This is a genomic window from Aurantibacter sp. (assembly GCF_042094015.1).
Classification (GTDB): domain Bacteria; phylum Bacteroidota; class Bacteroidia; order Flavobacteriales; family Flavobacteriaceae; genus Aurantibacter.
This window is the reverse complement of the sequence record NZ_JBELDZ010000003.1, coordinates 22,358-42,628: the sequence shown is the minus strand read 5'-3', so window position 1 is coordinate 42,628 and position 20,271 is coordinate 22,358. Positions and strand designations below refer to the sequence as shown.

Here is a 20,271-nt window from a genome sequence, read left to right as displayed (position 1 = left end):
TTTAAGGTGTTTTGTAAATTATATACGTTTTTGGTAAGTTAACCGTTCATAGAAATTAAAAATTCTTCGTTATTGCGAGTGCCTTTAAATCTTTCGTTAATAAACTCCATAGCTTCTACAGGGTTCATATCTGCTAAATATTTACGCATTACCCACATTCTTTGAATAGTTTTTGGGTCTAATAAAATATCGTCACGTCTTGTACTAGAAGACGTTAGATCTATTGCAGGGAAAATTCTACGATTAGAAATTTTACGATCTAATTGTAATTCCATGTTACCAGTTCCTTTAAATTCTTCAAAGATAACTTCGTCCATTTTAGAGCCAGTTTCAGTTAATGCAGTAGCAATAATTGTTAAAGATCCACCATTTTCAATATTACGTGCAGCACCAAAGAAACGTTTTGGCTTATGTAATGCATTAGCATCAACACCACCAGAAAGTATTTTTCCAGATGCAGGTTGTACAGAATTGTAAGCTCTTGCTAAACGAGTAATTGAATCTAAAAGAATAACAACATCATGACCACATTCTACCAATCGTTTTGCTTTTTCTAAAACAATATTTGCAATTTTTACGTGCTCATGAGCTTCTTTGTCAAAAGTAGAAGCAATCACTTCTCCACGAACATTACGTTGCATATCTGTAACTTCTTCAGGACGTTCATCAATTAATAAAATCATTTGATAAACCTCTGGATGATTAGCTGCAATAGCATTAGCTACATCTTTTAGTAGCATTGTTTTTCCTGTTTTTGGTTGTGATACTATCATACCACGTTGTCCTTTACCAATAGGAGCAAACAAGTCCATAATTCTAGTAGAAATAGTAGCTTGTTTTTCAGCAATATTAAATTTTTCTTGAGGGAAAAGAGGTGTTAAATGCTCAAAAGCAACACGATCTCTAACTACATTAGGGTTTTGACCATTAATTTTACTAACCTTAATTAAAGGGAAGTATTTTTCACCTTCTTTTGGTGGTCTTACGTTTCCAAACACAGTATCTCCAACTTTTAATCCAAATAACCTAATTTGAGATTGAGATACATATATATCGTCTGGAGATGAAAGGTAATTATAGTCCGAACTTCTTAAAAAACCATAACCATCTTGCATAATATCTAAAACACCTTCACTTTCAATGATAGCATCAAATTCAAAATTAGGTTCACGATAACGATTCCTATTGTCTTTATTACCGTTGTTTGTGTTTTGATTTCCGTTATTACGGTTATTATTTTTATGTACAGGTTCTTTTTTAGGTCTAGGATTAGGTTTGTGCTGTTCTTTTTTTATTGGTTGTTCCTTTGTGTCATTGTTTTTAGTCTGTTCTTGTTTAGAAACTGGCTTTTCAGTTTGCTTTTGAGGAGTAGACTTTTTTTGAACAGGTCTTGGATTAGGTTTGTGTTCTGTTTTTAAAGGTTTTTCTTCGGTTTTTGTAGTTGTTGTTTTTTGTACTCTTGCACGTTTTGGTTTTGTAATATCTTTTTTAACTACAGTTTTTTGACTTTCTTTATCTTCAGAAACTTTTTTAGGAGCACTTTCCTTAACGTCTAAAATAGCTTTTGGGTTAGTCGCCTGATAATCTAAAATTTTATAAACTAAATCTAGTTTTTTTTGTGTTCTATATTTTGGAACACTTAATTTTTTTGCAATTTCCTGTAATTCAGGAAGTTTCATTTCTTTTAATTGTGAGATTTCAAACATTTATGTTGAATTAACTTTGTGAAATTGTTTAGTTGAGTTGTTTTGAAGAAAATCAAAAAAGATACTTCTGAAGATTTTAATAACGTGTAAACTAGCTTATTGTACGTTCTTACTGCAATTATACAACAATATTTTTATATTTTAAGGTAATTATTAAAAAGAAATTCTATTTTTGTGAACGTATTAACAAAGTACATTTTTTATGTTACAACGTATTCAAACATTATATTTATTGGTAGTCGCTGGAGTTTCTAGCGGACTAATATTTATGTTTAATTTATGGACATATGAAGATGTTGTTGTTTTTGCAAAAGACGAAACTATAGCTCTTGTAGCTTTTTTATTAAGTGCTGCTTTAGCTTTGTTTAGTATATTTAGTTTTAAAAATAGACAGTTTCAATTTGTTTTGGGACGTTTAAATATAATATTAAACTTAATTTTACTAGGATTTTTCGTGTATCTGTCTCTAAATTTATCTGGAGAAACGACAGTTTCTGAGAAAGGTATTGGGATGTTTCTTCCTATTGTTTCTATCGTTTTCTTGGTGTTAGCCAATAAAGCCATCAAAAAGGACGAAGATCTTGTCAAATCTGTAGACCGACTACGTTAAACCTAACATCTTAGTAGTATTAGTGCGTTAAAAACGCCAAATCGACAGGTTTGGCGTTTTTTTTATGGTTTATAATTAATACAACAGGCTAATTGAATAATTAAATTATCTTTACGGGATAACAGTAACTAAAAACCTACTATAACCTGTTTTATTTACAGGATATAGTTAGTAAAAGTTACTATATAACGAGTTGGCAAACATATTATGAACTCACGAATTTCAATTGAAGTTAGAGAAATAAAAGGAAAACTCAACATCGGAAAAAATCCTTGGTATGTTGAGACACTTATTTTAATAATTGCTCTTCCTTTTATTATATTCTATCTACCAATTTGGATGATTGGAAATGGAATTTATTACTTATTTATTAAGCCGTTTGAAAAAGTAAAAAAATTTGAAGATTTAAAATGGACTGTTCTGATTGAAAACGAAAATCTGAAAATTGAAAAGTCTGAACCTTCAAATATGTTTTTAAGCAAAAAGGAAATGGATTGGCTTGATGAAGACCCAATTTACTCTTTAAAAAGTAATCCTGAATTGTCTTTTCTAAAAGGAAAAGTTTTTTCTGATTTTATAGTTGAATTTGACAATAAGGTTTTTTTACAGCGGATTTTACCAAATGAAGAACAAAAGGAGTTTGAATTAAAAAGTGAACTGATTTCAATTGACCTATCAAATTGCGGAATTGAAATTATTAAGCAGTTTGACTATTATTATTTGAAATCGGAAATTAAAAAAAATGAATTAGAAATTAACGGAATTGACCAAATCGGAAGTAAGTTGAATCTGAAAATAAAAAATACGTTTGCCAACAACGGGATATAACAAATAAAAAACACTTCCAGCTAAGGTGTCAAACTAATAATCTAAATTAATTACAAAATCAATATCTATTTTCAAACTCTATAATATGTAAGTCTTTAATATCTTCGCCATCAATGGTAAATTTAAGCATAGTTCTTACTTTATGAAAACCGTGTTTTCCAACTGCTCCAGGATTCATATGTAACACATTCAAAGCTTTATCTGGCATTACTTTTAGAATGTGAGAATGACCACAAATAAATAATCTAGGTCTTTCTGTTTTGACAATATCTATAGTTCTGTTATTGTATTTAGGTGGATAACCACCAATATGTGTAATCAACACATCTACACTTTCACAAGTAAATCTATTAAATTCTGAAAATTCCAAACGTGCTAAATGATCATCTATGTTTCCATAAACAGCACGTAAAGGTTTTAATTTTTTTATGGCATCGGTAACTTCTAAGTCGCCAATATCACCAGCGTGCCAAACTTCATCAACTTGTTTTACGTGGTTCAAAATAGCATCATCTATATAACTATGTGTGTCTGAAAGTAAAAGAATTTTTCGCATTAAGAAACTATTGTGATTTAGATAACCTTTTTTCTAATTATCTTTGTTATTTCAATACAAAAATAGCATAAATCTTTGCGATATTTTATAGAACTTTCATATAACGGTAAGGCTTATCATGGTTGGCAAATTCAGCCCAATGCAATTTCTGTACAAGAAGTTTTAGAAAAAGCATTAAGTGTTATTTTTAAGATTAAGATCTCTATAGTTGGAGCTGGACGAACAGATTCTGGCGTACACTCTAAACAGATTTTTGCTCATTTTGATACTAAAAATCTTATTGATGTTGAAGAAACCGTTTATAAATTAAATGCATTATTGCCAAAAGATATAGCAGTTTATACTATTTTTAGAGTAAGTAACGAGTCTCATGCAAGATTTAATGCTACTTCAAGATCTTATGTGTATCGTCTTTCGCCTAAAAAAGATGCTTTTAATACTTGTTTTGCTTATTATTTTAAGCCTAAATTAGATGTTAATGCTATGAATAAAGCAGCAGAATTATTAATTGGTTTTAAGGATTTTGAGTGTTTTTCTAAATCTAATACAGATGTATTTACTTATAACTGCGATCTAAGAATTGCTGAATGGAAAATTGTAGATAACGAATTGCATTTTTTTATAACTGCAGATCGTTTTTTGCGTAATATGGTTAGAGCTATTGTTGGGACATTAATTAATGTTGGTATAGGGAAATTACAACCAGAAGATATGACTAAAATACTTGCTTCTAAAAATAGGGCAGAAGCTGGTTATTCTGTTCCTGCTCATGGATTATATTTAACAGAAGTAGTTTACCCAGAATCTATTAAAAATTATGAATAACAGTAAAGATAATTTGTTTGATGTTGGTTTGTTTAAGCGTTTGTTTGCTTATACAAAACCATATCGTTTTGTCTTTTTTGGATTGCTGTTTGTAGTTTTAATTACAGGTGTTTTAAGTGTTTCTGTCCCTTATTTATTGGAAAAAGTTATAGATGAAAAAATAACACCAAAAGTTGAAGATGGCTTTTTTGAGTTAATTGCTCTAATGTTAAGTTTAGTTGTTTTAGAATCTATTCTACAGTTTGTGTTTTCATACTATTCATCATGGTTAGGACAGCATTTAATTAAAGATATTCGCGATAAATTATTCAATCATATGCTTCGTTTTAAAATGAAGTATTACGATAATTCTTCTGTAGGACTTTTGGTTACTAGAGCTGTTACAGATATGGAGCGTATTGGCGATGTTTTTGGAGAATCTTTATTTGCTATATCTAAAGATATTATGGTAATGCTAATTGTTTCAGTTTTTATGGTTTTAAAAGACTGGAAATTAAGCTTAATTGTATTTGTCACTTTACCAATTGTACTTTATGCTACTAAAGTGTTTCAGAAGTATATGAAGAAAGCTTTTGAGCAAGTAAGAACAGAAGTTTCTAATATGAATTCTTTTGTACAAGAACGCGTTACAGGAATGAAAATTCTTCAATTGTTTACAAGAGAAGAAACAGAATACAAAAACTTTAAAGAAATTAATAACCGTCATAAAAAAGCTTGGATTAAAACAGTTTGGTACAATTCTATTTTCTTTCCAATTGGTGAATTCTTATCTTCTATAACCATAGGTTTAGTTGTTTGGTATGGTGGATTGCGAATTATTTTAGAAGGTGAATCTTCTACAGGAGTACTTTTTGCTTTTGTATTATTAATACCAAAATTATTTAGGCCATTGCGTCAAATAGCAGATAAATTTAATACGCTGCAAATGGGAATGGTAGCAGCAACACGAGTTTTTAAAATTTTAGATACAACATCTCATATTGATAATTCTGGAACCATTGAAGCTTCAAATTTTAATGGAAATATTAGTTTTAAAAATGTGGTTTTTAGCTATGTAGAAGATGAAACTGTTTTAAAAGGTGTTTCTTTTAATGTAAAACAAGGAGAAACTATTGCAATTGTAGGAGCAACTGGTGCTGGGAAAAGTACTATTATTAACCTGTTAAACCGTTTTTATGAAATTGATAAAGGTGAAATTTGTATAGATGAAACTCCAATCAATAATATGACTATTGAATCTTTAAGACAGCAAATTGCAGTGGTTTTACAAGACGTATTTTTATTTGCAGATACTATTTTAAACAATATAACATTAAATAATCCAGAAATCACTCTTGAAGATGTAGAAACAGCAGCCAAGAGTATTGGTGTGCATGAGTTTATAATGCAATTGCCTAACGGTTATTTGTATAATGTTAAAGAACGTGGCGTAATGTTGTCTTCCGGTCAAAGACAGCTTATTTCTTTTCTAAGAGCTTATGTTACAAATCCAAGTATTTTGGTTTTAGATGAAGCAACTTCTTCTGTAGATTCTTATACAGAGCAACTTATTCAAAACGCAACAGAAAAAATAACAAAAGATAGAACCTCGATTGTTATAGCACACAGATTGGCTACAGTAAAAAACGCCGATAAAATTATTGTTATAGATTCAGGCGAAATTATAGAACAAGGAACTCATAAAAACTTACTAGGTAACCCAGATGGTTATTATAGAAAACTATATAATGCACAATTTTTAAATGCTAAGGAAGAGAATTAATATTAAAAGTTTTGTAAGTCTTTTGATAAAACCATTTACAAAAACGTAATATTAATCTACTTTTTAACCCAACCAATTGCTTTTCTAATATAAGTATAAATAAATCCGTTAGTTTTTGCGTAGTAAAAGGATATAAAGCAGACTATAATAATAAAAGTTATAGCGCCAAAAATGGCTTCTGTTGGATTCAAAGATTTATATAAAAATTTCTTTAACCCTAAACCTGTATAACTTCCATAAATAATAACAAAATGGATAATATAGATAGATAGAGTTTTTTGCCCAATTTTGGTGATTAAGGACTGTTTTAAGTAATTTTCTAGTCCATAAAAAATAAAAAACAAGACTAAAACGTTTCCTAGTCTAGAAAATAAATAGTTATAGTTAGCACTTTCTGTAAAAATAGAAATATCTGTAATTTCAGTAAGATATTTTAAAGCAGGAGAAGATAGATAAATAGCACATAAACCAATAATGCTAAAACTAAAAAGCATTATTTGTTTAAAGTTTTTCTTTTTTTCAAAAGTGTTAAAAATTATAGCAATAAAGCTACCAAAAGCAACATAACCAAACCAAGGGATTATTGTAAAAACAGATCCATTACTTTTAGATATATAATTACAAATTATAACAGGTAAATTATTACAATTTAGGGTTCTATACCAAGGTTCAAATATAAAAATTAGAAAACCAATACTAAAAAATGTAATTGCTAATATTATTTTGTTTTTTCTGAGCACAAAATAAATTGTAATTATAAGAATTAAAGATAAGCCAATACATTGTAAAACATCTATAGTTAAAAAATAAGTATTAAAATAACCACTAAACCAATCTTTTAAATTAACTCTTAAAGAATAACCTACAATAAGAAGCATAAAACCTCTACTTAATCCTTTTCTAATTCTTTTTTTTGTGTCACCCTTTTGTTCCGCTTTAAATAAAAGGTAACAAAAAACTAAACCAGTAATGGTAAAAAAAGTTGGAGCGGTTATTCCTCTAAAATAACTCCAAATAATATATGGTAAACTAGACATGTCTCTATAAGCAGGTAAAAGCATAGTGTCTATAAAATGACCTTGAAGCATCATTAATATAGCAAAGGCTCTTACTGCATCTAAGAAAAAAAGTCGTTTAGCTTTCAAGTTTATAGTTGTAATTTAGTAAACAAAGATAATTGATAAATTAATCTGTAATAAATTTTGAGGTCATTTTTATTATAAATTGAGAAGCTTAATAAAAGTTAGTGGACAAATAATTATGTTAAAATTCTAATCAAATTTATTATGTCTTTAAAATTCATTTTTTATTTTTAACTTGAAGTTTTAAAAAAGACAGAATGAGTAATTTCCATATAAAGCATTTAGAAGAGTATTTTCAAGTTTATAGAAAATCGGTTAGTAATCCAGAAGCTTTTTGGGAAGAAATAGCAGAAGAGCATTTTTTATGGCGAAAAAAATGGAATAATGTTTTGTCATGGGATTTTAATAAGCCAGAAGTTAAATGGTTTGAAGGCGCAAAACTAAATATTACAGAAAACTGTTTAGATAGACACTTACTATCACGTGGGAACAAAACAGCTCTTATTTTTGAGCCAAATAGCCCAGAAGAAAAAGCACAGCATTTTACATATAAGCAGCTTTATGAGAAAGTTTGTAAAATGGCAAATGTTTTAAAGTCTCAAGGTATTAAAAAAGGCGATCGCGTTTGTATTTACTTACCAATGATTCCAGAATTAACCATTTCAGTTTTAGCTTGTTCAAGAATTGGAGCAATACACTCTGTTGTTTTTGCTGGATTTTCAGCTTCAGCATTAGCATCACGAATAAATGATTGTGATTGTAAAATGGTAATTACTTCCGATGGTTCTTTTAGAGGACAAAAAGTAATCGATTTAAAATCTATTGTAGATGAAGCTTTAAACGATTGTCCAAACGTATCAACAGTTTTGGTGGTAAAAAGGACACATCAAGATATAGAACTACTAAAAGGAAGAGACGTTTGGTTAGAACCATTAATGCAAGAAGCATATTCAGAATGCGCACCAGAAATAATGGATGCGGAAGATCCATTATTTATTTTATACACGTCTGGTTCTACAGGTTCACCAAAAGGAATGTTGCATACTACAGCTGGTTATATGGTCTATACAGCATATACTTTTAAAAATATTTTTCAGTATAAAGAAAATGATGTCTATTGGTGTACTGCAGATATAGGTTGGATTACAGGCCATAGTTATATAGTTTACGGACCATTATGTAATGGTGCAACAAGTGTCATGTTTGAAGGTGTTCCAAGCTATCCAGATTTTAGTAGGTTTTGGCAAATTATAGAAAAACATAAAATTAATCAATTTTATACAGCTCCAACAGCAATTAGAGCTTTGGCAAAAGAAGGCTTAGGTTTTTTAGAGAAGTCTAATTTATCATCTTTAAAAGTAATTGGAACTGTAGGAGAACCAATTAATGAAGAAGCATGGCATTGGTATGATGATAATGTAGGGAAAAACAATGCACCAATTGTAGATACTTGGTTTCAAACCGAAACTGGTGGAATAATGATTTCGCCAATTCCATTTGTAACACCAACAAAGCCAACATACGCAACATTACCATTTATTGGTGTACAATTAGCATTAATGGATGCGCAAGGCGAAGAACTTTTAGGAAATCAAGTTAATGGACGATTAGCCATAAAATTCCCTTGGCCAAGTATGGCAAGAACGATTTGGGGAAACCATAAACGTTATAAGGAAACCTATTTCTCTACATTTAAAAATATGTATTTTACAGGTGATGGCGCTTTACGAGACGAAACAGGATATTATAGAATTACTGGTCGCGTAGATGATGTAATTATAGTTTCTGGACATAATTTAGGAACTGCTCCAATAGAAGATGCTATAAATGAACATCCAGCAGTTGCAGAAAGTGCTATTGTAGGTTTTCCACATGATATAAAAGGAAAAGCTTTATATGGTTTTGTAATTCTTAAAGAAACAGGAGAAAACAGGAAACAAGAAAATTTAAAAAAGGAGATTAATCAGATTATTACGGAACAAATTGGACCTATAGCTAAGTTAGATAAAATTCAATTTACAACAGGTTTGCCTAAAACAAGAAGTGGTAAGATTATGCGACGTATTTTAAGAAAAATATCAGAAAACGATACGACTAATTTAGGAGATATTAGCACACTTTTAAACCCAGAATGTGTTCAGGATATTATTGATAATGCGTTGTAGTTTTAATTATCATGAACAATTTAATTCATCTGTTTTATAAAAATAAAAGTTAGTACAGATAATAAACCAAAAAATGTAAATCCAATAAATAAAGGTAGAGCAGAAGTAGTTACAAAACTACCTATGTAATCTGCTATTGGAACAGCCAGTATAGTTGATATAAAACCATTTATAGCTGCTCCAATTCCTGCAATATGTCCTAAAGGTTCCATTGCTAAGCTCCTTAAGTTTCCAAATAGAAAGCCAACAGCAAAAAATTGTAATAAGAAAAAAGTAAGTATTACATATAAATGTGGGTTTTCACCAGAAGAAAATAACATCACATATAAAAGTGATATTATAAAATATGCAATTGCTGCATAAAAAGCAATGTTAAAAGATCCAAAACGCATAACAAGTTGACTATTACTAAATGTAGCAAAACCAACAGCAAATGCAGTACTAGCAAAAACATATGGAAACAATTCTCCTAATTCATATTGTACTTGAAAAATGTGCTGAGAAGTACTTAAATAAACCATAAAAGAGCCAGTAATAAAACCAGATATTAAGGTAAATGCTACAGATTTTTTTTGCTTAAAAAATGCTTTTGTTCCAGAAATAAAAATGGAAGGTTTAAAAGGAATTTTTTTTTCTGTTGTTAATGTTTCAGGCTGCCTTAATGCAAACCATAGAATTACTAAAAAACCAAATATTAAATTAAAATTAAAAATAGCTTTCCAATTATAATGGTTTAAAATAAATTGACCTAAACTTGGGGCAATAATAGGAATTAAAATAAAAAACATAACTATAATAGAGAGTAGTTTAGCCATGTAATCTCCACTATATAAATCTCTTACCATAGCTATAGAAATAGTTCTTGGAGAAGATAGACCAATCCCTTGAAGTATTCTTCCTAAAATTATAAGCTCAAAATTTTTGGTAGTTACACATATAAAACTTCCAATAGCAAAAACAGAAAAACCAATATATACCATTGGTTTTCTTCCATAACTATCAGATAATGGACCAAAAAGTAATTGCCCAAAACCTAAGCCCAAAAAAATCATTGTAATTAATTGTTGATGCTTTTTTAAATCGGTTACCCCTAAATCTATACCAATGTATGGTAAAGCTGGTAATAATGCATCTATAGATAATGCTACAATGGACATTAATAAAGCCATTAATACTATAAATTCTATTTTAACCGAAGTAGTTTTTTGCATTCAACAAAAGTAAATATTCTAATAGGCTTAAAGGTAGTTTATAATCTAAATAATAAGTTAAATTCTTAATGCCTTAAAATTTCACCGAAAGTTTTTCGTTATAAATTCATCTAAAGTATGTTACCTATAAAAATATTGTTTTATGAGAAATTTGTTTTGTAGAAAATTAATAGTTTTATGTTGTATAGTTATTTTTCAATCTTGTAAAAAAGACGATTCTTATGAAGCAACAACATCAATAGATTACACAGAATTAGACCAAGTTTTGGAGCCTTATTTTGGTGCTGAAATTCAGTTTAATAATTTGAATAATTATGCTAATCAAATTATTCCTGGTTATATAATTAAAGATAATACTGGTACAAATGTTATTACTAATGAAAAGGCAACTTTAGGAAGAATTTTATTTTACGATAAAAACTTGTCTTCAGATAATACGGTTTCTTGTGCAAGTTGCCATCATCAAGATTTAGCATTTGGAGATAGCAATGTTGCAAGTATTGGAGTAAATGGTGCTACAGGAAGACATTCTATGAGACTTGTAAATTCTCGTTTCTCTGTAGAACAAAAATTCTTTTGGGACGAAAGAGCTGCTACTTTAGAGGCTCAAACTACGCAGCCAATACAAGATCATATAGAAATGGGCTTTAGTGGTCAAGATGGCGATTTAGATATGTCCGATTTATTAGATAAATTAAATAGTTTAGAATATTATACTGCAATCTCTAATGCATTATATGGTGATGAATTTTTAACAGAAGCAAGGTTACAAGAATGTTTAGCCCAATTTGTTAGGAGTATTCAGTCATTCGATTCTAAGTTTGACGAAGGTTTAGCTCAAACAAATAATATAAACACTCCTTTTTCTAATTATACAGATCAAGAGAATCTAGGAAAAACACTGTTTAATGATCCTCCAAATGCAGATGGATTCGGTTGTGTTGGTTGCCACCAAGCTCCAGAATTTGATATAGATGTTAATTCTAATAACAATGGTGTTATAGGTGTTATTTCCGATTTAAATGCAACAGATTTAACCAATACTAAGTCACCAAGTTTACGTAACCTTTTTGATTACCAAGGTCAATTAAATGGACCATTAATGCATGATGCAAGTTTAACAACTATTACAGATGTGTTAAATCATTATAATTCTATTGATGCAACTGGAAATACTAATTTAGATAATAGATTACTTGGAGAACCTGGACAAAATGGACAACAGTTAAATATGACAACTGACGAAAGAGATGCGGTTGAAGCCTTTTTAAAAACACTTTCTGGTCAAGATGTTTATACAAATACTAAGTGGAGCGATCCTTTCTAAAAAAAACAATTATTTATAATGTATTTAAGCAATTCTGAAAAGAATTGCTTTTTTTTATGGTTTTCATTTTTTGTTTGTCAAGGTTATGTTAAAGCTATTAAATAACCCTAATTATCCTTTGTATATTTGTACTCCTATTAGCTCTACAAAATGAAACATCTACAAGATAAAAGCACCTCAGATTCTAAACAAAAGTCAAAACCAAAAGTTACTTTAAAAACGGCTTTTAAAACTATTATTTGGCCAAGACGAAACCTGGTCTTTATAGGCTTAATTTTAATTGTAATAAGAAGTTTATCGGGTTTAATATTACCGTGGCAAAGTAAAGTTTTATTAGATGAAGTTGTCCCAAATAAAGACTATTCACAATTATACCAATTAGTAGGAATTGTAATTATAGCTATTACAGTCCAGGCTATTTCATCTTTTCTATTAACTCGAATTTTAAGTGTACAAGCGCAATATTTAATAAGTGAGTTAAGAGCGCAAGTTCAGAAAAAAGTATTATCGCTTCCTTTAAGTTTTTTCGATAACACAAAATCTGGCGCTTTAGTATCTAGAATTATGAGCGATGTTGAAGGCGTAAGAAACCTAATAGGAACAGGATTAGTTCAATTAGTAGGAGGAACTTTTACAGCTATAATATCTTTAGTTATTTTAATAAAATTAAATGCTTGGATGACACTTTTTGTGTTTATACCACTATCTATATTTGCAATTATAGCATTAAAAGCATTTAAATATATTCGTCCAATTTTTCGAAAAAGAGGTAAGATTAGTGCTGAGGTTAAAGGTAGATTAACTGAGACTTTAGCTGGAGTTAGAGTAATTAAAGCCTTTAATGCCGAAAAACAAGAGGAAGAAGTCTTTGAAAAAGGTGTAGATCAATTATTTCAAAATGTAAAAAAGAGTTTAACTGCAACTGCTTTAATGACAAGTTCTTCCACCTTTTTAATTGGTGTAGCAACTACTGGAATTATGGGAATTGGTGGTTATTATATGATTTTAGGAGAAATGACTTCGGGAGATTTCTTATTCTTTACGTTAGTTTTAGGTTTTATGATTGCTCCAATTGTTCAAATGAGTAATATTGGAAGCCAGTTAACTGAAGCTTTAGCAGGTTTAGATAGAACCGAAGAATTAATGCAATTAGCAACCGAAGAAGATGACAAAAATAGAACCTTAGAATTACCAAACTTTAAAGGCGATTTAGAGTTTAAAGATGTTTCTTTTGCATACGAAACAGATAAAAATGTATTACATAATATAAGTTTTAAAGCACCATCTGGTTCTGTAATAGCTTTAGTTGGAAGTTCTGGCTCTGGTAAATCTACTATTGCAGGTTTATCTGCTACATTTTTAAATCCTAAAAGTGGAGAAATTACTATTGATGGTAGAAATATAGCAGAAGTAAAATTAAATAGTTTTCGTGAAAATTTAGGTGTGGTTTTACAAGATGAATTTTTATTTGAAGGCAGTATAAGAGAAAATATTTTATTTCCAAGACCAAACGCTACAGAAGAGCAATTACAGTTTGCAGTTAAATCTGCTTATGTTAATGAGTTTACAGATCGATTTGATGATGGATTAGAAACTTTAATTGGAGAAAGAGGCGTAAAGTTATCTGGTGGACAACGCCAGCGTATTGCCATTGCAAGAGCAATTTTAGCAGACCCTAAATTAATAATTTTAGACGAAGCAACTTCTAATTTAGATACAGAAAGCGAAGGTTTAATTCAAAAAAGTTTAGCAGAATTAACTAAAAACAGAACTACTATTGTTATTGCGCATAGGTTAAGTACTATTCGTAAAGCAGATCAAATTTTAGTTATAGAAAATGGTAAAATAGCAGAACGTGGAAATCACGACCAATTAATAGAAAAACAAGGCCGTTATTTTGATTTATACACGTATCAAGCTAAGATTTAGATTTTATAGATTTCGTTTAACAAGATGATATGAAATCGTTATAATGTTTTATATCAGCAGTTAAACGAAGTTAGTTGAAAAAAATGACAAAGTGAAGTAAATAAAATTGAGTTTTTATTGTGTTGAAATAATTAAAAGAAAAAAAAATGCTTCTCAAAATAGGAGAGAAGCACTTTAAAATTAACTAAAACTAAAATTTAATAGGTTTTTTAGAAACAATATTTGTTTTCAGATTTAACTTTTTCTGCAATTTCGTTACGTAAATCTACAATATCTGGATAGTTAGTGTATTTTGTAAAACGTTTAAGTCCCATAAGCATCATACGTTGTTCATCGCCTTCAGCAAAAGAAATAATACTTTCTTTTCCTTTTCCTTCAACAATACTTACAGCATTGTATAAATATAATTTAGACATTGCAATTTGTACAGCTTGTTCTTTTTCACTTGTGCGTTTAGCATTTTTTTCTGTTCTTAAAATTGCAGATTCTGCCATATAAATTTCAATTAAAATATCTGCAGCAGCAATTAATAACTGTTGGTGTTGCTCCATTTCTGGACCAAATTTTTGAACCGCAGCACCTGCAACCATTAAGAATACTTTTTTAAGTCTACCAATCATTGCTTTTTCTTCAGAAAATAACTCAGAATAATCTGGAGTTTCAAAAGAAGGAATTCCCATTAATTCATTCTGTACAGCAGTTGCTGGGCCTAATAAATCTACATGACCTTTCATAGCTTTCTTAACTAACATTCCAACAGAAAGCATACGGTTAATTTCGTTTGTTCCTTCGTAAATACGTGCAATTCTAGCATCTCTCCAGGCAGCTTCCATTGGAGTTTCTTCAGAGAATCCCATTCCACCAAAAATTTGAATTCCTTCGTCTGCACAATTTTGTACATCTTCCGAAACTGCAACTTTTAAGATAGAACATTCTATGGCATATTCTTCAACACCTTTTAATTCTGCTTCTTGGTGAGTGTTTCCAGCAGCTTCGCGCATTGCTATTCTATCTTCAATGTTTTTTGCAGCTCTATAAGTTGCAGATTCACCAGCATAAGTATCAGTTGCCATTTTTGCTAACTTTACTTTAATTGCTCCAAAATCTGAAATAGGTGTTTTAAATTGTTTTCTTTCGTTTGCATAATTAACTGCGGTAGTTAAAATTCTTCTTTGAGAATCTAAACAAGCTGCTGCTAGTTTAATACGACCAACGTTAAGTGCATTCATTGCAATTTTAAATCCTTCTCCACGACCAGCCAACATATTTTCTACAGGCACAACAGTATCATTAAAAAATACTTGTCTAGTAGAAGAGGCACGAATACCTAATTTATGTTCTTCTTCACCTAAAGTAACCCCATTTGAGTTTTCAGCATCATATTCTACAATAAAACCAGTAATATTCTTATCATCTTCAATACGAGCAAAAACAATCATCACACTACAGAACCCTGCATTTGAGATCCACATTTTTTGTCCGTTAATTTTGTAAGATTTTCCATCTTCTGATAATTCAGCAGTCGTTTTTCCAGAGTTAGCATCAGATCCAGCTCCTGGTTCTGTTAAACAATAAGCTCCAAACCATTCTCCTGAGGCTAATTTAGGAACATATTTTTGTTTTTGAGCTTCTGTTCCATAAAGTGTTATTGGCATAGTCCCAATTCCTGTATGTGCCCCAAAAGCTGTACTAAAAGATCCAGTTCCAGATGAGATATAATCGCAAGTTAAAACAGTAGACACAAAGCCCATTCCTAAACCGCCATAAGCTTCAGGAACAGCAACACCTAAAAAGCCTAGTTCTCCAGCTTTTCTCATAACTTCTTCCGTTAAAGCATAATCTTTTGCTTCAAATCTTGGTTTATGTGCAATGATTTCACGCTCATTAAATTCGGAAACCGCTTCTTTCATCATATTCTGTTCTTCTGTAAAATCTTCTGGTGTGAACACATCTTCACAATTAGTTTCTTTTACTAGAAATTGTCCTCCTCTTAATATATCTTTTTCTGTTGCTGACATTTTATTTTGTATTAAGTTTTTATTATTTTAAAAATTCGAAAATTCCACAAGCGCCTTGACCAGTACCTACGCACATAGTTACAGCTCCATATTTTCCAACCATATTTTGTTTGCGCATTTCATCGAATAATTGCACAGATAATTTTGCTCCTGTACAACCTAATGGATGACCTAAAGCAATAGCCCCACCATTTACATTTATTATATCAGGATTTAAATTTAATTCTCTAATTACTGCTATAGATTGAGATGCAAACGCTTCGTTTAATTCAATTAAGCTTAAGTCATCTTGTTTTAATCCAGCTTGTTTTAATGCTTTTGGAATAGCTTTTACTGGTCCAATACCCATAATTCTAGGCTCAACTCCTGCAGCAGCATAATTTACAAGTCTTGCAATAGGTTCTAGGTTTAACTCCTTTACCATTTCTTCACTCATAACCATAACAAATGCTGCTCCATCACTCATTTGCGATGAGTTTCCTGCTGTTACACTTCCGCCAGCAGCAAATACAGCTCTTAATTTTGCTAATGCTTCAACAGAGCCACCTTTACGTGGACCTTCATCTTTAGTTACTGTATAAGATTTTGTAGCTTTTTTTCCGTTAGAATCAATATAGGTTTGTTCAACTTCTATAGGAACAATTTGATCTTGAAAACGATTTTCTGCTTGTGCTTTTAATGCTTTTTCATGTGAATTAAAAGCAAATATATCTTGATCTTCTCTAGATACATTAAATTGTTTTGCTACAGCTTCAGCTGTATTTCCCATTCCCCAATAATAATCTTCATGTCCAGATTTTACAACATCGTAATTTAATTCTGGTTTATAACCTGTCATTGGAACAGAGCTCATACTTTCTGCGCCACCAGCAATAATACAATCTGCCATTCCTGCTTGGATTTTTGCCGTAGCCATTCCAATGGTTTCAATTCCAGAAGAACAAAAACGATTAACAGTTACACCAGGAACATCTACTGTGTCTAATCCCATTAATGAGATTAATCTAGCCATATTTAACCCTTGAGATCCTTCTGGCATTGCATTACCAACAATAACATCGTCTATACGTTTTGGGTCTAAACTAGGAAGCTCTTTCATCATGTGTTTGATGGTTTCTGCTGCTAATTCATCTGTTCTTTTGAAGCGAAATACACCTTTTGGTGCTTTTCCAACTGCAGTTCTGTATGCTTTTACTATATATGCTTGTTTCATTTTTATTTCGATTTTTAGATTATTTGATTTTTAGATTTTTTGGATTCTAACAATTAAGAATCCATTAACCTAATTAATCTAATTTCTTAATGGTTTTCCTTTAGTTAACATATGTTGAATACGTTCTAAAGTTTTACGTTCTGTACATAAACTTAAAAATGCTTCGCGTTCTAGGTCTAATAAGTATTGTTCACTTACAAGTGTTGGTTCAGATAAATCTCCACCAGCCATAACGTAAGCTAATTTATTAGCAATTTTCATATCATGTTCTGAGATGTAATTACTGTCTTGCATAGAATCTGTTCCAACTAAAAACATACCTAATGCTTGTTTACCCAATACTTTTACATCTTTACGTTTTACAGGTTGTGTGTAACCCATATCCGCCATAAGTTTAGCATGTTGTTTAGCAACAGCTATTTGTCGGTCCTTATTAACAACTACAGTATCTTTTCCTTTTTGAAGTAAACCTAAATCAAAGGCTTCATAAGCAGAAGTAGATACTTTTGCCATTCCAATAGTTAAAAAGTATTCTTGTAATGTGTTTAATTGTACATCACCTTTTTGGAAAGTGTCAGAAGCTCTTAGTGCCATTTCTTTAGAACCACCGCCGCCAGGAATAACTCCAACGCCAAATTCTACAAGTCCCATATAAGTTTCTGCTGCTGCAACAATTTTATCTGCATGGAGTGATATTTCACAACCGCCACCTAGCGCCATTCCGTGAGGTGCTGAAATTGTTGGAATTGCTGAATAACGCATACGCATCATTGTATCTTGGAAATATTTAATAGCCGCATTTAATTCATCGTATTCTTGTTCTGCAGCCATCATAAAAATCATTCCAATATTTGCTCCAACAGAAAAATTTGGTCCTTGATTTCCTACTACTAATCCAGAAAAATCTTTTTCAGCAATGTCAATAGCTTTATTTAGTCCTGCTAAAACATCACCACCAATAGTATTCATTTTAGATTGAAACTCTAAATTTAGGATTCCATCTCCTAAATCTTGAACAGAAACTCCAGAATTACTAAATACTTCTGTTGTTTTTCTAATATTATCTAATATTATGAATGCGTCTTGTCCTGGTATTTTTTCTTGTAATTTTGATGGAATATTATAAAAGAAAGAAGCGCCATCTTTAATAGAGTAGAAGCTATCGCTTCCAGATTCTAACATATCATTTACCCAATCTGCAGGTTTTAAGCCTTCAGCTTGCATCATTTCTATTCCTTTTTGAACGCCAATTGCATCCCAAATTTGAAAAGGTCCATGTTCCCATCCAAAACCAGCTTTCATAGCATCATCTATTTTATAAAGCTCATCTGAAATTTCAGGAATTCTATTAGATACATATGCAAATAGAGCAGCAAAACTTTTTCTGTAAAATTCACCAGCTTTATCTTTTCCTTTTACTAAAACTTTAAATCGATCTACAACTTTATCTATAGATTTAGTTAATTCTAAGGTTGCGAATTTTGCTTTTTTAGAGGATCTATACTCTAAAGTATTAAGGTCTAAAGAAAGGATTTCTTTTTTGCCTTCTTTAGAAACAGTCTTTTTATAAAAACCTTGTTTAGTTTTGCTTCCTAACCATTTGTTTTCCATCATGGTATTGATGAAATCTGGTAATTTGAATAATTCTAAACGTTCATCGTCTTTACAATTAGCTCTAATTCCATTAGCAACATGAACTAAAGTGTCTAACCCTACTACATCTACAGTTCTAAAAGTGGCAGATTTTGGTCTTCCAATTACTGGTCCAGATAATTTATCCACTTCTTCAATAGTTAAATCTAAATCTTTTACAGCATGGAATAAACTCATAATTGAGAATATTCCAACTCTATTTCCAATAAACGCAGGCGTGTCTTTTGCAACAACAGAAGTTTTTCCTAAAAATTGCTCACCATAATTATTTAAGAAATCTAAAACCGACTGATCTGTTTTTGGTCCAGGAATAATTTCGAATAATTTTAAGTAACGTGCAGGATTAAAAAAGTGTGTTCCGCAGAAGTTTTTTTGGAAATCTTCACTTCTTCCTTCGCTCATAAATTTAATTGGAATTCCAGACGTGTTAGAAGTAATTAATGTTCCTGGAGTTCTATGTTTTTCTAAGTTTTCAAAAACTTGCTGTTTAATATCAAGTCTTTCAACTACAACTTCCATAATCCAATCTACATCTGCTACTTTAGTAATATCGTCTTCAATATTTCCTATAGTAATTCTATTAGCAAATGAAGTGTGGTAAATAGGTGAAGGTTTAGATTTTAATGAAGCTGTTAAAGCATCATTAACTAAACGATTTCTAACTACTTTATCTTCTAAGGTAAGTCCTTTTGCTTTTTCTTTAGCATTAAGCTCTCTTGGTACGATATCTAGTAATAAAACATCGACACCAATATTTGCGAAATGACAAGCAATACCACTTCCCATAATACCAGACCCAATAATGGCTACTTTTTTAATAATACGTTTACTCATGTTGTTTATGACTTATTATTAGTTGTTTATTTATCTTCTTTTTTGTAAATTTTTTTATTTGAAACACGTTCCGAAATTAGATCAGCCACTTCATAGAAGTGTTTTAGTTTTTCTTCTGAAACTTGACTTCGAATATCATTATTAAAAGTGAGTACTTTTTCTTTTGAATACTCTCGTTTTTCTTTACCAAAATCTGTTAAATGTATAATTACGCCTCGTCCGTCTAAAGGATTTGGTTTGCGTTCTATTAAACCACGTTGCTCCATGTTTTTTAATATTCTGGATAAACTTGTAGCCTCCATTCCCATTATAGGACCGAGAGAAGTAGAAGGAGTTCCTTCTTCTTTATCAATACTTAATAATGTAAAACCAGTAGCCATTGTGCTATCAAACTTAGCGGCTTCTTCGTTGTACATTTTATTGACTGCTAACCAAGTGGTTCTTAGCATATAATCTATAGTTCTATCTTTCATCTATAAAAATTATTTAACCAAAGGTAAAAAAAAATACTATGCGTGCATAGTATTTTTTGAATTATTTAAGATGTTAGTA

General features: G+C 30.6%; 15 protein-coding genes. 7 read left to right on the top strand and 8 right to left on the bottom strand.

All coding sequences use genetic code 11. From position 1 onward, the window contains the following. Positions 1 to 38: 38 nt before the first annotated feature. Complete coding sequence (gene rho / locus ACFDSN_RS00975; protein WP_375237949.1) at positions 39 to 1,706, bottom strand: transcription termination factor Rho; 1,668 nt, start codon at positions 1,704 to 1,706, stop codon at positions 39 to 41. Between the two features lie 202 nt (positions 1,707 to 1,908). On the opposite strand from rho, the gene ACFDSN_RS00970 reads away from it, so the two are divergent. Both ACFDSN_RS00970 and ACFDSN_RS00965 read left to right on the top strand, forming a co-directional pair. Then, the gene (locus ACFDSN_RS00970; RefSeq protein ID WP_375237948.1) at positions 1,909 to 2,316 is read left to right on the top strand and encodes a DUF4293 family protein; all 408 of its coding nucleotides are present in this window, start codon (positions 1,909 to 1,911) and stop codon (positions 2,314 to 2,316) included. Positions 2,317 to 2,523: 207 nt separating this feature from the next. Then, positions 2,524 to 3,144 (top strand): hypothetical protein, encoded by a 621-nt coding sequence (locus tag ACFDSN_RS00965; RefSeq protein WP_375237947.1) that lies wholly within the window; start codon positions 2,524 to 2,526, stop codon positions 3,142 to 3,144. A gap of 58 nt (positions 3,145 to 3,202) precedes the next feature. Here the strand turns inward: ACFDSN_RS00965 and ACFDSN_RS00960 are convergent, their stop codons facing one another. Beyond that, the gene (locus ACFDSN_RS00960; RefSeq protein ID WP_375237946.1) at positions 3,203 to 3,700 is read right to left on the bottom strand and encodes a metallophosphoesterase family protein; all 498 of its coding nucleotides are present in this window, start codon (positions 3,698 to 3,700) and stop codon (positions 3,203 to 3,205) included. A gap of 75 nt (positions 3,701 to 3,775) precedes the next feature. Between ACFDSN_RS00960 and truA the strand changes: the two genes are divergently transcribed. Then, positions 3,776 to 4,525 carry a tRNA pseudouridine(38-40) synthase TruA gene (truA, locus tag ACFDSN_RS00955; RefSeq protein ID WP_375237945.1) on the top strand — a complete coding sequence of 250 codons (750 nt, stop codon included), beginning with the start codon at positions 3,776 to 3,778 and terminating at the stop codon, positions 4,523 to 4,525. After that, positions 4,518 to 6,287 carry an ABC transporter ATP-binding protein gene (locus ACFDSN_RS00950; RefSeq protein ID WP_375237944.1) on the top strand — a complete coding sequence of 590 codons (1,770 nt, stop codon included), beginning with the start codon at positions 4,518 to 4,520 and terminating at the stop codon, positions 6,285 to 6,287. The genes truA and ACFDSN_RS00950 overlap by 8 nt, the downstream gene beginning before the upstream one ends. 56 nt (positions 6,288 to 6,343) lie before the next feature. Here ACFDSN_RS00950 and ACFDSN_RS00945 read toward each other — a convergent pair whose 3' ends face one another. Further along, positions 6,344 to 7,432, bottom strand: a complete 1,089-nt coding sequence (locus ACFDSN_RS00945; RefSeq protein ID WP_375237943.1) for a heparan-alpha-glucosaminide N-acetyltransferase domain-containing protein — start codon at positions 7,430 to 7,432, stop codon at positions 6,344 to 6,346. 194 nt (positions 7,433 to 7,626) lie between these two features. Here ACFDSN_RS00945 and acs point away from each other — a divergent pair, with 194 nt between their 5' ends. After that, positions 7,627 to 9,534 carry an acetate--CoA ligase gene (gene acs, locus ACFDSN_RS00940; protein ID WP_375237942.1) on the top strand — a complete coding sequence of 636 codons (1,908 nt, stop codon included), beginning with the start codon at positions 7,627 to 7,629 and terminating at the stop codon, positions 9,532 to 9,534. A 20-nt stretch (positions 9,535 to 9,554) separates the two neighbouring features. Here acs and ACFDSN_RS00935 read toward each other — a convergent pair whose 3' ends face one another. Further along, the gene (locus tag ACFDSN_RS00935; protein WP_375237941.1) at positions 9,555 to 10,745 is read right to left on the bottom strand and encodes a multidrug effflux MFS transporter; all 1,191 of its coding nucleotides are present in this window, start codon (positions 10,743 to 10,745) and stop codon (positions 9,555 to 9,557) included. A 142-nt stretch (positions 10,746 to 10,887) separates the two neighbouring features. On the opposite strand from ACFDSN_RS00935, the gene ACFDSN_RS00930 reads away from it, so the two are divergent. Both ACFDSN_RS00930 and ACFDSN_RS00925 read left to right on the top strand, forming a co-directional pair. After that, the gene (locus tag ACFDSN_RS00930) at positions 10,888 to 12,072 is read left to right on the top strand and encodes a cytochrome-c peroxidase (RefSeq protein ID WP_375237940.1); all 1,185 of its coding nucleotides are present in this window, start codon (positions 10,888 to 10,890) and stop codon (positions 12,070 to 12,072) included. 150 nt (positions 12,073 to 12,222) lie between these two features. Continuing rightward, positions 12,223 to 14,001, top strand: coding sequence for an ABC transporter ATP-binding protein (locus ACFDSN_RS00925; protein WP_375237939.1), 1,779 nt, complete (start codon positions 12,223 to 12,225; stop codon positions 13,999 to 14,001). Between the two features lie 209 nt (positions 14,002 to 14,210). Here ACFDSN_RS00925 and ACFDSN_RS00920 read toward each other — a convergent pair whose 3' ends face one another. The 4 genes from ACFDSN_RS00920 to ACFDSN_RS00905 all read right to left on the bottom strand — a co-directional run bounded on the left by ACFDSN_RS00920 (position 14,211) and on the right by ACFDSN_RS00905 (position 20,192). After that, positions 14,211 to 16,019: an acyl-CoA dehydrogenase family protein gene (locus ACFDSN_RS00920; protein WP_375237938.1), complete on the bottom strand. Its 1,809-nt coding sequence runs from the start codon at positions 16,017 to 16,019 to the stop codon at positions 14,211 to 14,213. Between the two features lie 22 nt (positions 16,020 to 16,041). After that, on the bottom strand, positions 16,042 to 17,232 hold the full coding sequence (locus ACFDSN_RS00915) for an acetyl-CoA C-acyltransferase (RefSeq protein ID WP_375237937.1): 1,191 nt from the start codon (positions 17,230 to 17,232) through the stop codon (positions 16,042 to 16,044). Between the two features lie 78 nt (positions 17,233 to 17,310). Further along, positions 17,311 to 19,719: a 3-hydroxyacyl-CoA dehydrogenase NAD-binding domain-containing protein gene (locus ACFDSN_RS00910; RefSeq protein WP_375237936.1), complete on the bottom strand. Its 2,409-nt coding sequence runs from the start codon at positions 19,717 to 19,719 to the stop codon at positions 17,311 to 17,313. 26 nt (positions 19,720 to 19,745) lie between these two features. Then, positions 19,746 to 20,192 (bottom strand): MarR family winged helix-turn-helix transcriptional regulator, encoded by a 447-nt coding sequence (locus ACFDSN_RS00905; RefSeq protein ID WP_375237935.1) that lies wholly within the window; start codon positions 20,190 to 20,192, stop codon positions 19,746 to 19,748. Positions 20,193 to 20,271: the final 79 nt, after the last annotated feature.

Bases quoted from the DNA above. Each gene is read 5' to 3' on its own strand.
- ACFDSN_RS00970 (WP_375237948.1), top strand. From the start codon at position 1,909: ATGTTACAACGTATTCAAACATTATATTTATTGGTAGTCGCTGGAGTT.
- ACFDSN_RS00930 (WP_375237940.1), top strand. From the start codon at position 10,888: ATGAGAAATTTGTTTTGTAGAAAATTAATAGTTTTATGTTGTATAGTT.
- ACFDSN_RS00920 (WP_375237938.1), bottom strand. From the start codon at position 16,019: ATGTCAGCAACAGAAAAAGATATATTAAGAGGAGGACAATTTCTAGTA.
- ACFDSN_RS00915 (WP_375237937.1), bottom strand. From the start codon at position 17,232: ATGAAACAAGCATATATAGTAAAAGCATACAGAACTGCAGTTGGAAAA.
- ACFDSN_RS00965 (WP_375237947.1), top strand. From the start codon at position 2,524: ATGAACTCACGAATTTCAATTGAAGTTAGAGAAATAAAAGGAAAACTC.
- ACFDSN_RS00960 (WP_375237946.1), bottom strand. From the start codon at position 3,700: ATGCGAAAAATTCTTTTACTTTCAGACACACATAGTTATATAGATGAT.
- acs (WP_375237942.1), top strand. From the start codon at position 7,627: ATGAGTAATTTCCATATAAAGCATTTAGAAGAGTATTTTCAAGTTTAT.
- ACFDSN_RS00905 (WP_375237935.1), bottom strand. From the start codon at position 20,192: ATGAAAGATAGAACTATAGATTATATGCTAAGAACCACTTGGTTAGCA.
- ACFDSN_RS00950 (WP_375237944.1), top strand. From the start codon at position 4,518: ATGAATAACAGTAAAGATAATTTGTTTGATGTTGGTTTGTTTAAGCGT.
- rho (WP_375237949.1), bottom strand. From the start codon at position 1,706: ATGTTTGAAATCTCACAATTAAAAGAAATGAAACTTCCTGAATTACAG.
- ACFDSN_RS00910 (WP_375237936.1), bottom strand. From the start codon at position 19,719: ATGAGTAAACGTATTATTAAAAAAGTAGCCATTATTGGGTCTGGTATT.
- ACFDSN_RS00935 (WP_375237941.1), bottom strand. From the start codon at position 10,745: ATGCAAAAAACTACTTCGGTTAAAATAGAATTTATAGTATTAATGGCT.
- ACFDSN_RS00925 (WP_375237939.1), top strand. From the start codon at position 12,223: ATGAAACATCTACAAGATAAAAGCACCTCAGATTCTAAACAAAAGTCA.